This window comes from Leifsonia sp. fls2-241-R2A-40a, assembly GCF_030209575.1.
Taxonomy (GTDB): domain Bacteria; phylum Actinomycetota; class Actinomycetes; order Actinomycetales; family Microbacteriaceae; genus Leifsonia.
Window position 1 is genome coordinate 1347851 of record NZ_JARVRS010000001.1, and the last position, 14904, is coordinate 1362754.

Annotated in this window: 15 protein-coding genes; 8 read left to right on the forward strand and 7 right to left on the reverse strand. The window is 65.5% G+C overall.

What is annotated here, in order from left to right; translation table 11 throughout:
- Positions 1 to 47: 47 nt before the first annotated feature.
- The 5 genes from QRN40_RS06785 to dnaA form a co-directional block, all read right to left on the reverse strand.
- Positions 48 to 539 (reverse strand): DciA family protein, encoded by a 492-nt coding sequence (locus tag QRN40_RS06785; RefSeq protein ID WP_285114777.1) that lies wholly within the window; start codon positions 537 to 539, stop codon positions 48 to 50.
- Positions 532 to 1698 (reverse strand): DNA replication/repair protein RecF, encoded by a 1167-nt coding sequence (gene recF, locus QRN40_RS06790; protein ID WP_285114778.1) that lies wholly within the window; start codon positions 1696 to 1698, stop codon positions 532 to 534. The genes QRN40_RS06785 and recF overlap by 8 nt, the downstream gene beginning before the upstream one ends.
- A gap of 22 nt (positions 1699 to 1720) precedes the next feature.
- Positions 1721 to 2608, reverse strand: coding sequence for a phosphogluconate dehydrogenase (NAD(+)-dependent, decarboxylating) (gnd, locus tag QRN40_RS06795; RefSeq protein WP_285114779.1), 888 nt, complete (start codon positions 2606 to 2608; stop codon positions 1721 to 1723).
- Positions 2609 to 2645: 37 nt separating this feature from the next.
- Positions 2646 to 3791: a DNA polymerase III subunit beta gene (gene dnaN, locus QRN40_RS06800; protein ID WP_285114780.1), complete on the reverse strand. Its 1146-nt coding sequence runs from the start codon at positions 3789 to 3791 to the stop codon at positions 2646 to 2648.
- Positions 3792 to 4206: 415 nt separating this feature from the next.
- A complete protein-coding gene (gene dnaA / locus QRN40_RS06805) occupies positions 4207 to 5637 on the reverse strand; it encodes a chromosomal replication initiator protein DnaA (RefSeq protein WP_285114781.1) in 1431 nt (476 codons plus the stop codon).
- 449 nt (positions 5638 to 6086) lie between these two features.
- Between dnaA and rpmH the strand changes: the two genes are divergently transcribed.
- The 8 genes from rpmH to QRN40_RS06845 all read left to right on the forward strand — a co-directional run bounded on the left by rpmH (position 6087) and on the right by QRN40_RS06845 (position 12516).
- Positions 6087 to 6224 carry a 50S ribosomal protein L34 gene (gene rpmH, locus QRN40_RS06810; protein ID WP_090035555.1) on the forward strand — a complete coding sequence of 46 codons (138 nt, stop codon included), beginning with the start codon at positions 6087 to 6089 and terminating at the stop codon, positions 6222 to 6224.
- An 8-nt stretch (positions 6225 to 6232) separates the two neighbouring features.
- Positions 6233 to 6619: a ribonuclease P protein component gene (gene rnpA, locus QRN40_RS06815; protein WP_285114784.1), complete on the forward strand. Its 387-nt coding sequence runs from the start codon at positions 6233 to 6235 to the stop codon at positions 6617 to 6619.
- Positions 6616 to 6945: a membrane protein insertion efficiency factor YidD gene (gene yidD, locus QRN40_RS06820; protein ID WP_285114785.1), complete on the forward strand. Its 330-nt coding sequence runs from the start codon at positions 6616 to 6618 to the stop codon at positions 6943 to 6945. The genes rnpA and yidD overlap by 4 nt, the downstream gene beginning before the upstream one ends.
- Positions 6946 to 6954: 9 nt before the next feature.
- Positions 6955 to 7917: a membrane protein insertase YidC gene (gene yidC, locus QRN40_RS06825; protein ID WP_285114786.1), complete on the forward strand. Its 963-nt coding sequence runs from the start codon at positions 6955 to 6957 to the stop codon at positions 7915 to 7917.
- A 15-nt stretch (positions 7918 to 7932) separates the two neighbouring features.
- Entirely contained in the window at positions 7933 to 8475 is a 543-nt protein-coding gene (locus QRN40_RS06830) for a Jag family protein (RefSeq protein WP_285114787.1), read from the forward strand.
- 14 nt (positions 8476 to 8489) lie between these two features.
- Positions 8490 to 9116: a 16S rRNA (guanine(527)-N(7))-methyltransferase RsmG gene (gene rsmG / locus QRN40_RS06835; RefSeq protein ID WP_285114788.1), complete on the forward strand. Its 627-nt coding sequence runs from the start codon at positions 8490 to 8492 to the stop codon at positions 9114 to 9116.
- A gap of 1544 nt (positions 9117 to 10660) precedes the next feature.
- Positions 10661 to 11557, forward strand: coding sequence for a ParA family protein (locus tag QRN40_RS06840; RefSeq protein ID WP_285117454.1), 897 nt, complete (start codon positions 10661 to 10663; stop codon positions 11555 to 11557).
- Positions 11557 to 12516: a ParB/RepB/Spo0J family partition protein gene (locus tag QRN40_RS06845; protein WP_285114789.1), complete on the forward strand. Its 960-nt coding sequence runs from the start codon at positions 11557 to 11559 to the stop codon at positions 12514 to 12516. Before QRN40_RS06840 ends, QRN40_RS06845 begins: the two co-directional genes overlap by 1 nt.
- 15 nt (positions 12517 to 12531) lie before the next feature.
- On the opposite strand, the gene QRN40_RS06850 is transcribed toward QRN40_RS06845, so the two are convergent.
- Both QRN40_RS06850 and QRN40_RS06855 read right to left on the reverse strand, forming a co-directional pair.
- Entirely contained in the window at positions 12532 to 13488 is a 957-nt protein-coding gene (locus QRN40_RS06850) for a D-alanine--D-alanine ligase family protein (protein WP_285114790.1), read from the reverse strand.
- Between the two features lie 17 nt (positions 13489 to 13505).
- The gene (locus QRN40_RS06855; protein WP_285114791.1) at positions 13506 to 14831 is read right to left on the reverse strand and encodes an aminotransferase-like domain-containing protein; all 1326 of its coding nucleotides are present in this window, start codon (positions 14829 to 14831) and stop codon (positions 13506 to 13508) included.
- Positions 14832 to 14904: the final 73 nt, after the last annotated feature.

Genomic DNA, 14904 nt, shown 5'->3' on the forward strand with positions numbered 1-14904 from the left:
CGGCCGTCTGACGCATTTTCCGCTGTGGGCCGACCTATTTTGTGTGCTCAGCCGTAAGTATCGCGCGGACCGCGCCCTGGAATCGACCTGGGGCCTCTTTTCCAGGAGGGGGCGTCCGGCCCCTGAAAACGGATCGACTCGATGCCGGCCTCGGGGAAGCGCTCGGCGATGTGCGCGAGGAGCTCCGAGCGCATCATCCGGAGCTGGGTCGCCCACGCCGTCGACTCGCATCGGACGACGAGGACACCATCTGTGATCTGGTCCGGGATGGCATGCTTCGCGGTCTCCTCGCCGGCCAGTTCGCGCCATCCCTCGAGGAGGTCGGACTGCGCGAGCGCGGAGGTCCAGCCGAGCTGCGCCGCCAACGCATCGACCACGTCTCCGACGCCCCGCGGATCCCGGCCGGAGCCGAACGGCTGGCTCGCAGCCGCTCCTTCTTCGCGGCGAGGCGCCCACTTCTTTCGCGAGCCGGTCCCTGCGAACAGGGCCTTGAGTCGCAGGTAGACGGCTGACGCCTCCGTCGAGCGCTCCTCAGACACCGGTCGCCTCCACGATGGTCCCCGCATCGATGCGCACGGTGTGGGCCGTGAGCTCCGGAGGAACGTCGTCCAGCACCGCCGCCGTGATCAGCACCTGCTCGTAACCGCCTACGGCAGTTGCAAGCATGCGTCGCCGCGCCTGGTCGAGCTCGGCGAACACGTCGTCGAGGATCAGCACAGGGTCCCCCGTCGTCGACTCGCGCCGCAGCAGTTCGGCGGAAGCCAGCTTGAGCGCCAGCGCGAACGACCACGATTCGCCATGACTGGCGTACCCCTTGGCTGGAAGGCCGTTCAGTTCGAACAGCACATCGTCACGATGCGGACCCACCAGGGTCAACCCGCGATCCAGCTCCTTCCGGCGCACGCCGGCGAGTGCCTTGCGGAAGGCCTCCGCCGTCGCGACACCGGCTGAGCCGGTCACACCATCGGCGTCAGCGTCATCATCCTCGTCGACATGGGCGCCGAAGATGGTCAGCTGGGGAAGCAGCCGAGGGTGGTGGTCGTCGCCGGCCACGGAGCGGTACGCCGCCACCAGCGGATCGCTCAGTCGTTCGACCACATCGAGCCGGGCGTCGAGAAGCTCCGAACCGAGCTGGACGAGCCGGTCATCCCAGATCTCCAGAGTCCCGAGCTGCTCCTCGCGGACGCGCGAGGCCCGAGCCGACTTCAGCAGAGTGTTGCGCTGCTTCAGCACACGCTCGTAGTCGGAGATGATCGCCGAGAAGCGCGGATTGCGCTGGATGAGGAGCTGATCGAGGAAGCGACGGCGGATCCCCGGCTCGCCCCTGACGAGTGCGAGGTCCTCCGGGGCGAACAGCACGCTGGAGAAGTACCGCGGCAGCTCGCGCGGTTTGATCGCGCCGCGATTGACCTGCGCGCGATTCGCTGAACTGCGGTTGAGCTGCACCTCCACGAGGAGCTCCCGGCCGTCATGCTGGATGCGCGCCCGCACGATCGCAGCGTCCGCATCCTTGCGGATCATCGCCTGATCGCTCGACACCCGATGCGACCCGAGGGTGCTCAGGTAGCCGAGCGATTCGACGAGGTTGGTCTTTCCCTGACCGTTGCGGCCGACGAACAGATTGGCGCCGGCCGCGAACGGCACCTCCGCGGTGCGGTAATTGCGGAAGTCGGTCAGAGAGAGATGTGTGACACGCACTGAGTGTTCGGGCTCAGCGTTTCTAGTCCACGGCCTTGACGGCGTGGCCGCCGAACTGGTTGCGCAGCGCGGCGACGGCCTTCATGGCCGGCGAGTCCTCCTGGCGGGACACGAAGCGCGCGAAGATCGAGGCGCTGATCGTCGGAACGGGGACGGCGTTGTTCAGCGCCTCCTCGACGGTCCAGCGACCCTCTCCCGAATCCTGCACGTAGCCCTCGATGTGCTCGAACTCCGGGTCCTGCTCGAGCGCGCGCACCAGGAGGTCGAGCAGCCAGGAGCGGACGACCGTTCCGCGCTGCCACGCCTTGAACGTGCCGGTGACGTCCTTGATGATGTCCTTGCGCGTGTCCAGGAGCTCATAGCCCTCGGCGTAGGCCTGCATCAGTGCGTACTCGATGCCGTTGTGGACCATCTTGGCGTAGTGGCCGGCGCCGACCTCGCCGACGTGGACGAAGCCCTCGTCGCGCGGACCCTCCGGACGGAGAGCGTCGAACACCGGGAGCACCCGCTCCACCTGGGCGGCGGAGCCGCCGACCATCAGGCCGTAGCCGTTGTCGAGGCCCCAGATCCCACCGGAGACGCCCACATCCATGAAGTCGACGCCGCGCGGCGCCAGCATTTCGGCGTGCTTGAAGTCCTCGGTGAACTTGGAGTTGCCACCATCGATGACCAGATCACCCTTCTCGAGCAGGGGCTCGAGCTCGCGGATGACGGAATCGGTGATCTCCCCGGCGGGCACCATGACCCACACGGTGCGCGGGGCCGGCAGCGCGGCGACGAGGTCGGCCACGGTCGCGACGTCCGAGACATCGGGGTTCGTGTCGTAACCGGTGACGTCGATGCCGTTCTTCTCGAGACGGGCACGCATGTTGTTGCCCATGCGTCCGAGACCGATGAGGCCGATGTGCATGATGATCCTTCTTCTGTTGCTTCAGCGGCGCCGGGAACTAGCGCAGGAGCAGGTTCGGCTGGAGCAGGTACTTGTAGGAGTCCGCTCCCGCCTGATCCTTGGATGTCTGACTCGTGATGAGCACAGGCCCCGGCTTGTTGGGGTTCTCGGTCTTGGTGAACGAGATGCGCACGAATTCCGAGTGCACCGCACCGAGACCATCGAGCAGGAACTGCGGCTTCAATGAAACCACCGTCTCCTGGCCAGTGAGAAGAGCGTCGATGCTCTCGGATGCCTGCGCCTGCTCCGAGCCGATCGCTTCGAGCGTCAGTCCGTCGGCGGTGAAGGTGTAGCGGAGCGCGGCCTCGCGCTCCAGCACGAGCGCGACGCGGCGGGTCGCCTCGATGAGCTCAGCGGTGTTGATGACCGCGTAGTTGTCGACCTGCTCGGGGAACAGCCGTCGGACGGGCGGGAAGTTGCCCTTGATCAGGAGCGACGTCACCGTCTTCCTGTCGGCGGTGAAGGCGATGAGCTCACGGTCGTCGCGGTTCGTGATCGAGATCGACACGTTGCCGCTGTGACCGAAGGTCTTCCCGATCTCCGTCAGGGTGCGTGCGGGCACGAGCGCGGTCACCGGTTCGCCGGCTGTCGTGCCGTTGTCCCAGTCGATCTCGCGGACCGCGACGCGATAGCGGTCCGTCGCGACCAGACCGAGCGTGTTGTTCCCGACCTCGAGCTGCACGCCGGTGATCACGGGCGTCACGTCGTCGCGGGACGCGGCGACACCGACCTGTGCGACCGCCTGAGCGAATTCTTCGGCCGGTACGAGTCCGGCGTCAGCACTGACCTGCGGGATGCTCGGATATTCCTCGACGGGCATGGAGAGCAGCGTGAAGTTCGCCGACCCCGCCCGCACGACGATCTTGGACTCCTCCGTGGAGAACTGCACGGGTGCGTTCGGCAGCTTGGAGGCGATCTCCGCGAGGAGACGGCCCGAGACGAGCACGCGACCCGGCTCTTCGACCTCGGCAGCGATCTCGGTCTGAGCCGAGACCTCGTAGTCGAACGATGACAGCTGAAGTCCGGTCTCGGTGGTCTCGATCAGCACACCACTCAGGATGGGCAGGGTCGTCCGCTGCGGAAGAAGCTTCACCGCGAAGGAGACGGCCTCGCTGAACACATCCCGATTGGCTTGGAACTTCACGAAGTCACCTCTGTCGGACTCACGGATAACGGACGTCACAAATCCTAGCGCCTGGCCTGTGACGCGGAAGCGGAGGGGCCGGGCTGCGCATCAGGTTGTCGTCTGCGCCCTATGAGAAGAGTTAAGAAGTAATCGTGTTAACCGCTGTGGAAACTGTGGATAACTCGGTGGACTCCAGCCGAGCACTGGGAACTACACCCCGGTGACATGTTGATGGCCTGAGGATTCGGCCTGTTCACAACGATCGAGGGCTGGCGGTGTCGATGGTCGCTTTTCACAGGCTCGCGAATTCCGTCCCCATTAAACGTGTCGTTCTCCGGAGCCTTTCCACAAGTTATCCACACGTGTTAATAACGCTTTGTCCCCACTCTGGGGATGGATATGTGGATAAGTTCTGCGCTAGAAGTGCGTGTCGCTACTTGCCGTAGCGGTGATTCTGCTTGATCCGGCTGGTCAGCTCTGTGACCTGGTTGTAGATCGAGCGGCGCTCCTTCATGAGCTCGCTGATCTTCTTGTTCGCGTACATGACCGTGGTGTGGTCCCGGCCGCCGAAGAGCTGACCGATCTTCGGGAGCGACAGGTTGGTCAGCTCGCGGCACAGGTACATCGCGATCTGGCGTGCGGTGGCGACGGCCTGCGAACGACTGGAACCATAGAGGTCGTCGACACTGAGCTTGAAGTACTCCGCCGTGTTGGTGATGATGTCCGTCGGCGCGATCACGTTGTCGTCGTCGAGCGTGATCAGGTCCTTCAGCACCGTCTGTACGAGCGGCATGTCCACCGGAGTGCGGTTCAGGCTGGCGAAGGCGGTGACGCGGATGAGCGTGCCCTCCAACTCGCGGATGTTGCTCGACACCTTCGACGCCATGAACTCGAGGATGTCGTCGGGAACCTGGATCTTCTCGCTCTGGGCCTTCTTGCGGAGGATCGCGATGCGGGTCTCGAGGTCGGGCACCTGGACGTCGGTGATCAGGCCCCACTCGAACCGCGACCGCATCCGGTCCTCGAAGCCCGTGAGGTGCTTCGGCGGCAGGTCGGAGGTGATCACGACCTGCTTGTTGTGGTCGTGCAGCGTATTGAAGGTGTGGAAGAAGGCCTCCTGGGTCTCCACCGCGCGCTGCAGGAATTGGATGTCGTCGATCAGCAGGATGTCGATGTTGCGGTAGCGCGCCTGGAAGGAGGAGCCCCGGTTGTTGGCGATCGAGTTGATGAAGTCGTTGGTGAACTCCTCCGACGACACGTAACGCACGCGGATCCCCGGGTAGAGGCTCATCGCATAGTGGCCGATCGCGTGCAGGAGGTGGGTCTTGCCGAGCCCCGAGTCGCCGTAGATGAAGAGGGGGTTGTACGCCTTGGCCGGCGCTTCGGCCACGGCGACCGCGGCCGCGTGGGCGAAGCGGTTCGACTGACCGATGACGAAGTTGTCGAAGCTGTACTTGGCGTTGAGACGGGTGTCGCCGCCCCGCGGCGGTGCGGTGATTTCGGTGGGCGCCGGAACCATCGGAGCGACCTGCTCGGAGTAGCTCGGCGTCGGTTCGGATTCCGGCGACGGACCGGACATGGTCTCCTGCTGGATCTCCGGGTTGACCACGATCGCGAAGGTGTTCACCGACAGTGCATCGTCGAGGGCGCCGATCGCGTTCAGCAGCGGCAGCCGGCTGCGCTGTTCGATCATCCCGCGGGTGAACTCGTTGGGGACCTCCAGGTAGAAGGTGCCGGCCATGATGCCCTTGGGTTCCACCAGGCTGAGGAAGCCGTAGAGCTGCGGGGTGATCCGATCGTCCGTCTCGAGCTTGCCGAGCACGTCCTGCCACGCCGCAGCTATGGACTCTTCGCCGCCTGCCATCGTTCCCCGTCTTCGTCTGTATTGCGGATGCCGTCAGCCCGACGAGGGGACACGTCGACCCCCGATGACTTTCGTCGGGTTGGCGGCTTCGGATGCCGCCGGTGGGTATTCACAGAGTTATCCACCGCTGTGTGAGAAATACCGTAGCGATCTCCGGCCAGAATTGGCATGGCCTGGGGATAACTTTCGACCTCACGGTAACTTGTCCACAGAACCCCGATCAAATCCGATCGGGGGCATATGACGGCGCGTCGGACCGGTCTTCCCTGCCAATACCGTGCATAATCAGTGGATTTAACTCGATCGGTTTGACCTGATCCCTGCCGAGGCCGTAGTTTTAATCAGTTGTCTGCAGCCGTTCGGGCTGCCCTGAAACTTTCCTGGCGTTCGGTGCTGGCCGATTCCTCTCGGCACCGGCCTGTGAAGAGATCACCCACACGGAGATAGATATGAGCAAGAGAACGTTCCAGCCGAACAACCGCAAGCGCGCGAAGACCCACGGTTTCCGCCTCCGGATGCGCACCCGCGCAGGCCGGGCGATCCTCGCGGCCCGTCGCCGCAAGGGTCGCGAGACGCTCTCGGCCTAGCCGCTCCGGTGCTCGCGAAAGCCAATCGCATCACGCGGGGGGCGGACTATCGGGCGACCGTGCGTCGCGGTTCTCGCTCCACCGGAGCGTCCACCGTCACGTACATCCGTCCGAACCCCGACTCCAGCGTGGTGCGATTCGGCTTTATCGTGAGCAAGTCGGTCGGCAATGCCGTCCGTCGCAACCTCGTCCGGCGCCGGCTCAAGGCGGCCGCCTACGAGCTCCTCCCCCGGTTCTCTCCTGGTTCACCGGGCGACGCGGGGGTGGATGTGGTCGTGCGTGCATTGCCAGCCTCCGCTCAAGCACCGTGGGCTAGCCTGCACGAAGAGCTTCTCCGGGCCTCGGCCCGCCTCACCAGCCGCAGTCACACCAGTAAGGGCAGCGTCAGTCCATGAACACCGCGCTCGCAGCAGTGCTCCTCGCACCGCGGAATGCGGCCGTGCTGGTGCTGCGCGCGTATCGCGCGGTGATCTCGCCCCTCTACGGCGACGTGTGCCGGTACTACCCGTCGTGTTCCGCCTACACACTCCAGGCCATCCAGCAGCATGGAGTGATCGTGGGCTCGTACCTCGGCATCCGACGTATCGCCCGTTGCCACCCGTGGGCGGCCGGCGGGGTCGACGACGTTCCGCCGGCGAAGGCGCCGCGGTACAGGGTCACTCCCTTCGGGTTCGTGGTCGCCGCACGCAACGACAGCTTCATCAGCCACGGAAGGGCCTAGCTACAACACATGGACATCATCGGTACCATCCTCTGGCCCATCAAGTGGGTCGTGGAGCTGATCCTCGTCGCCTTCCACTGGCTGTTCACGCAGATGGGACTCGACCCGGCGGCCGGCATCACCTGGGTTCTGGCGATCGTGGGACTCACGGTCGTCGTGCGGGCCGCGCTGATCCCGATCTTCGTGCGGCAGATCAAGAACCAGAGGCGGATGCTGGAGATCGCGCCGCAGCTGAAGAAGATCCAGGACAAGTACAAGGGCAAGAAGGACCAGTTCTCCCGCGAGGCGATGTCGCGCGAGACCATGGACCTCTACAAGAAGACGGGTACCAACCCGCTCAGTTCGTGCCTCCCGCTGCTGCTCCAGATGCCGGTGTTCTTCTCGCTGTTCCAGGTGCTCAACGGCGCACAGGGCGGCCACGCCGGTGTCGGTCCCCTCAACGAGCAGCTCGCGCAGCAGTTCGGAAATGCGACGCTGTTCGGCGTCGCTCCCCTGCACCAGAGCTTCCAGGGCGCGCTGAACGCGCACCCGCCGCAGGTCGCCGTCATGGTGATAGCAGCCGTTATGGTTGTGCTGATGACGGGATCGCAGTTCCTCACCCAGCTGCAGATCGTCTCGAAGAACATGTCGCCGGAGACCAAGGCGAGCCCCCAGTTCAAGCAGCAGCGCATCCTGCTTTATTTGCTCCCCTTCGTCTTCCTCTTCTCGGGCTTCGCCTTCCCGCTCGGTGTCATGTTCTACTGGCTCACCTCGAACCTGTGGACCATGGGTCAGCAGTTCCTGGTCATCCGCAACATGCCGACTCCCGGTTCGGACGCGGCCAAGGCCCGCGAGGCGCGCCTGGCGAAGAAGGGCAAGCTCGTCCAGGCCGACGGCTCGACCGTGCTGACCGTTGAGGAGCAGCCGAAGCAGGTCGTGCAGCGGGTGCAGCCGGTGAGCAAGGCCCGCGCGAAGAAGCAAGCTGGAAAGTAGTAAGGACCTTCAACGATGACCGACGTGCAGACCTCCTCCCCCGATCCCGTCGACGTCTCGGACGACGTTGCCGTCGCTGAGGGTGCCGAGCCCCAGGAGCCAGCAGACCTCGATCGTGAGGGCGACATCGCCGCGGACTACATCGAGGAGCTTCTCGACATCGCCGACATCGACGGGGACATCGACATCGACACCCGCAACGGGCGCGCCTACATCTCGGTGAACGCCGAGGACGGTTCGAATCTGGCGATGCTCGCCAAGGCCGACACTGTTGCGGCCCTGCAGGAACTCACCCGCCTTGCCGTGCAGAACCAGACCGGTGCCTATTCGCGCCTCATCCTCGACATCGCCGGCTCGCGTGACGCGCGTCAGGCGGAACTCGGTCGTCTGGTGGAGCGTGCGATCGCGCGTCTCGACGAAGGTGCCGCTGAGGCTGCTCTGCCGCCGATGTCGTCGTACGAGCGCAAGATCGTCCACGACATCGTCTCCGAGCGCGGGTATGTGTCGACTTCGCACGGCGAGGGACGCGACCGGCACACGGTCATCACGGCCGCGTAGTTTCACGTGAAACTGTGACCGACGTCGAGACCGAACCCAGCGCGGCGCTCACGCTTTTCGGGGACCGGATCGAACAGGCTCGGGAGTTCGCGCGCAACCTCAGTGATCAGGGGGAAGAGCGTGGACTGATCGGGCCCCTGGAACTCCCCCGCTTGTGGACGCGCCACATCCTCAATTGCGCTGTTGTGGCGCCGCTGCTACGTCCCGGCGTCGTGGGTGATGTCGGCAGCGGAGCCGGCCTCCCTGGGCTCGTCCTCGCGATCGCCAGACCGGATGTCTCCTTCGTGCTGATCGAGCCGATGGAGCGGCGGGTTGCGTGGCTGAACGAGCAGGTTGACGAGCTCGAGCTGGCGAACGTCTCGGTTGTTCGGGCTCGCGCCGAAGATGTACGTCTGGACGCACTCCTGGATCAGGTGACGGCACGCGCGGTCAGCGCCTTCCGCAAGCTGCTCCCCCTCACCGCTCCCCTGCTGCGCGACGGCGGCGAGCTGGTTCTCATGAAGGGAGCGGGCGCGCCGGCCGAGGTCGAGGCCGCGGCCAAGGAGATCCGTCGCTTCCGAGTGCACGATATCGAGGTCCTGACGCTCGGCGAGGGTCTACTGACAGAGGTCACCCGTGTCATTCGCGCCACCGTCCAGTAGTCGCAGGACATCCTGAGACTGCTAAGGATCGCTCTGACGCAAGCGGATACACGGCTTCGCTTGCGTGGGAGCCATCGTGCGCTCGACTGAGACGAACCGAGTTCGCTGACTTGCGGGCAGTCTGTCCCCGAAGAAGCCGGTTTTCGACCACGCTTGCCGCGGAGCGCCACATCGGATCGCATAGTCGCACTCCCGAGGGCGCGACCATTCGTTGATTGGAGGCGGCCGAAGTGTTCCGTGCTTCCTGAGCCGGGGTGGTGTGCTAGAACTCGCGCCACTGAACATCCGAGCGCCGGCGCCGGGAACCCATCCGATGAAGCGCTGGTCCGCTCGACGGGTGCCAGTGTAGGAATGGACCCCGCGTTCGTAGCGTGGCGGGCTGTTGGCGCTGCGAAGCGTCGAGTGTTCCGCATCATGGATGCAGGTGCTGCGCGGTGCGCGAGATACTCCCGTCCTCAGGGGGTCGGCCGAAGAAGTGCTCCGCGCGAGGTGCGTACATCAGCACGCGCGGGGTCTGCGGTGTCAGGCGGGTATTCCAGAACTGTCCGAACTGCTCTGGGCCTGGACCCTGGCGGACCTCGACGCGTCCATGCACGTTTCACGTGAAACGGCCGCGACATTGCTATAGCGACGTACGGCTGCAGCCCTTTTCCAGGGCTGCCTCGGATCTGATCTCCTGGTAGCGAGTCACCGGGTCACCATTTCACGTGAAACGTCGGGTCAACCTCCTACGGGTTCCCGGCAAACACGCGTAGTTCGGGCGCGCGCTGTCATACGCATGTCGCCCGCAGCGGGCTTTCGCGCGCGAGCCCGGTGTTGCGGCTCTTCGGCCGCAGCAGTGCGAGTGCCTGCTCCCCCAGTGGAGCTTCCCCTCATGGCACTGTTTCGCGCTCCCCTAAAATCGGCGCTTCGACGATCGCCGACGTATGGGTAGCTGTTACCTACGATCGAACCGGCTGATATTCGACCCAACGCTCCAGAAGTCGCGGTCACCAAGGTCTGCGACGGGGGTGATTGCCTCCCGTCCAGGAGCGCACACATTCCGCTGGGCCGCTTGCCCCCCGACCTCGGCGCCTGTGCGCCCGGCAAACACTCGCGGATCGAGTTGCGGCGTTTCACGTGAAACCGGGGGCTCAGTGCGCCGTGGTGTGATCCGCGACACCGTGGCTTCTGACATCGCGCACCGCGCGCGAACTCGCCCGCAGAATCATCAGCTCATACCCGCGCGCCCGCGCGATCGCCTCCCCATCGACCACGACCCCGGTCAAGTGTTTCACGTGAAACAGTCGCCCTCACCCGGTTCAGCACGTGACAGACACGGCGTCGCGACGCCCAGCTCACCCTGGGAGATTACGCATCCCGAACCACGACGTGCGCGCCGCGCAAGGAGCGTCGGACATCCGAGTTAGAGTTGTTGACGGGTGCGCTGCGGGTGTGCCGACGACCGACGGTAGGCCGGTGCGAAGCACCATTGAGCGACGAGGTTTCACGTGAAACAACCCCACCAGGACGAGCGCGGCGGAGTAGGTGAGATCGAGGACGGTATGGAACCCGAAGCAGCATCCACGGCATTCGACGGGACCACTCCCCTGGCTCAAGAGCTCGCGGATCTTGCTCGCCGCCGGCAGGTGATCGCGGAAACGACCCTCCCCCTCCCCTCTCGCACCCGCATCTTCACGATCTCCAACCAAAAGGGCGGCGTCGGTAAGACGACGACAGTCGTAAATCTGAGTGCAGCGCTCGCCAAGTCGGGTGCGCGCGTGCTGGTCATCGACCTCGATCCGCAGGGCAATGCATCCACCGCGCTGAGCGTGGAGCACCGCGAGGGCACACCGAGTGTCTACGACGTCGTGGTCAACGACCGTGAGGTCGATGAAGTCATCCAGAAAAGCCCCGAATTCGATGGCCTCTTCGTGGTTCCGGCAACGATCGACCTGGCTGGAGCGGAAATCGAACTCGTGTCGATGGTGGCCCGCGAACAGCGCTTGTCCCGCGCGCTCGGCCGTTTCCTCGACGAGTACGACATCGACTACGTGCTGATCGACTGCCCACCCTCGCTCGGACTGCTCACGATCAACGCTTTCGTGGCGGCCAGCGAGGTCTTGATCCCGATCCAGTGCGAGTACTACGCGCTCGAGGGCCTCAGTCAGTTGCTGAAGAACATCCAGCTCATCGAGCGTCACCTCAATCCCAAGCTGCAGGTATCCACCATCCTGCTGACGATGTACGACTCCCGCACCAATCTGGCCCACCAGGTCGCGGCGGATGTGCGGGAGCACTTCCCTAACGAAGTCCTCGACACGATCATCCCCCGCTCGGTTCGTATCTCGGAGGCACCGAGCTACGGACAGAGCGTCATCAGCTACGACACCAACTCGAGCGGATCGCTCTCCTATATGGAGGCGGCCGCTGAGATCGCACGAAGAGGAGTACCCCGCTAATGGCAGCGAAGCGAACCGGACTGGGCCGCGGCATCGGCGCGCTCATCCCCACCAGCGACCAGGCGAGCCGTCCGGTGGACGTGTTCTTCCCGGACAACTCCGGCGGGGGCACGGCAACAGCCCTGGCGGAGCGCCCGGACGACCTGGTCGCGGTCCCTGGTGCACGCCTGGCGAACATCGCCCCGGACGACATCGTCCCGAACCGCGTGCAGCCCCGCACGGAGTTCGATCGCGACGCTCTCGATGAGCTGGTCGCCAGCATCCGCGAGGTCGGCGTTCTCCAGCCCGTCGTCGTGCGGCCCCTCCCCGATGAGCCCGGCCGCTACGAACTGATCATGGGCGAGCGTCGCCTCCGGGCGACGAAGGAGCTCGGCCTCGAGACCATCCCGGCAGTCGTCAAGGACACGGCTGACGAGGACATGCTGCGGGATGCGCTCCTCGAGAACCTCCACCGCAGCCAGCTCAACCCGCTCGAAGAGGCATCGGCCTACCAGCAGCTGCTCGCCGACTTCGGGATCACGCAGGAGGAACTGGCAAACCGCATCGGACGTTCCCGTCCGCAGATCACGAACACGATCCGTCTCCTCAAGCTCCCCGCCGTGGTCCAGGCGCGTGTGGCCGCCGGCGTTCTCAGCGCCGGCCACGCCCGCGCCATCCTCTCGCTGGCGGACGACCAGGAGGCGATGATCCGCCTGGCGGACAAGATCGTCAACGAGGACCTGTCCGTGCGTGCTGCGGAGGCGGCGGCCAGCAAGACGCCCAAGCCGGCGCGGACCAAGGCAACGCCGGGACGGCACCGGGGGCACCTCGACGAAATCGCCGGTCACCTCGGTGACCGCCTGAACACTCGGGTGAAGATCTCGCTCGGGGCCCGCAAAGGTCAGATCGTGGTCGACTTCGCAACGATTCAGGACCTCAACCGCATCCTGGACGAGTTGGGGCAGCCCAGCTACAGCTGAGCGGGCCGGATCCGGTCAGGCGTCGGCGATGGCTGCCAGAGCGAGGGCGGCATAGACGCCCCCGGCCTCGCGGCCGGACGCCGTGATCGCCTGAGGCATGATGGAGGTCTCCGTGAGCCCGGGGAGCACGTTGGCCTCGAGGAACCAGGGAGTCCCCGAGGCGTCCACGATGAGGTCGATGCGGGACAGATGCCGCAGGCCCAGCGCCTTGTGAGCGGCAACAGCGGCCTCGGCGACGGCTGCGCCGACCGCCTCGTCGAGCCGGGCGGGCACGTAGAACCGGGTCTCCCCCGCGTTGTACCGCGCGTCGAACGTGTAAGCGCCGTCGACCGGCTCGATCTCGACGGCGGGCAGCGCTTCAGGGCCGTCGCCGGTGTCGACCACCGCGACGGAGACCTCGACCCCTTCCACCTTCCGCTCGATCAGCGCCACATCCGAGTAGGTGTACGCATCCACCATCGCGCGCGGCAGCTCCTCGGCAGTCGTCACGATGGTCACGCCCTGGGCGGAGCCTCCATGTGCAGGCTTCACGACCACGGGCAGTTCGAGTCCGCCGAGGACGGTCGACAGAACGCTTCCCGCCCCGAGCTCACGGAAGGTCTCCTGGGGCAGGGTCACAGACGCGGGCGTCGCTACGCCGGCGCGTTCCACGACGGTCTTCGCGGTCGGCTTGGACCAGGCGAGCCTTGATGCATCGGCGCGAGAGCCGACGAAAGGCACTCCGGTGATCTCCAGCAGTCCCCGAAGCGCGCCGTCCTCACCGCTCGCACCGTGGAGTGCGGGCCAGACCACGTCCGGACGGGTGTCGCCGAGGAACGCGAGCAGCGAAGCGTCCGGATCGCGCACGGTCACCCGGTGGCCCAGCGCGTTCAGGCCATCGGCCACGCGGCGTCCGCTGCGCAGAGAGACGTCGCGCTCGTGGGAGATCCCGCCCGCGAGAACCACGATGTCGAGTGTGTCTTTTTCGGCCATGACCAGGTCTTTCTCGCCTATCGGAGGTCGGTGGGAGGGTTGGCGCTCGTCTGGCTGCGGCGACGTCCCGCATCCAACGGGCCGGTGCCGGCGAAGGTGTCGAGCAGGTCCTGCTCGCCGCCGATGACATTGGCCAGGCGGCGCACGCCGACCTTGATGTTCTCGGGTGTGGGGTAGCAGAACGAGAGGCGGATGTTGTGCGCGCCGGACCCGTCCGCGTAGAACGCGGTGCCGGGCGTATACGCGACGAGCTCCGTCACCGCGCGCGGCAGCATGGCTTTGGAGTCGAGGTGCGGCGGCAGGGTGAGCCACACGTAGAACCCGCCGTTCGGGTCCGTCCAGCTGAGTTCCGGCAGGTACTCGTTGAGCGCGGAGATCATCGCCTCCTTCCGCTCCCGGTAAACACCGCGGAAGGTGTCGATCTGCGCGCGCCAGTCCGCATCCTGCAGGTACTCGGAGATGACCAGCTGGCTGAAGGAGCTCGGGCTCAGGACCGCAGCCTCGTTGGCGAGGATGAGCTTCTCGCGAATAGCGTGCGGGGCGAGTGCCCAGCCGACCCGGAAGCCGGGGGCGAGCGTCTTGGAGAAGGTGCCTAGATAGACGACGCCGTCCTTCTCGACAGATCGCATCGCGGCGGGCGGCTTGTCCTCGAAGTACAGCAGGCCGTACGGGTTGTCCTCCAGCACCAGGATGTCGTTCTGGCGCGCGATCTCGAGGATCTCGAGGCGCCGCTCCCAGGTGAGGGTCACGCCGGCCGGATTGTGGAAGGTCGGCACCGTGTAGAGGAACTTCACGCGGCGTCCCGCCGCCTTCAGCCGCGCGATGTGTTCACGCAGGGCCTCGGGGATGAGACCGTGCTCGTCCATCGGGACGTGGTCGACTTCGGCCTGATACGACTTGAAGATGACCATCGCGGTGACATAGCTCGGCCCCTCGGCGAGGACGACGTCACCCGGGTCGATGAAGAGCTTGCTGAACAGTTCCAGCGCGTGCTGCGACCCCGTCGTGATGACGACGTCATCCGCGCTGCCGCTGATCCCCTCGAGCGCCATGACGTCGAGGATCTGCTCGCGCAACTGAGGAACACCCTGGCCGGAGCCGTACTGGAGCGCGACCGCTCCCCTCTCGTGCATGACGCGGTCCATCGCGCCGACGACGAGATCTTGCGGCAGGGCCGCAACGTACGGCATGCCGCCTGCCAGCGAGACCACCTCAGGGCGGCTGGCGACGGCGAACAGGGCTCGGACCTCACTGGCGGCCAGGCCGCTCGTGCGCTGCGCGTAGTGGTGATACCACGGGTCCAGATTGTTGCCCCGCTGCTGCGGAGTGCCCTGTTCGATCACGTGTGAGTTCCGTTTCTCTGCCGTTCAGCCATGCTATGGGGGCGGCGCACCGAGGCGTAAATCGGTGCGCCCT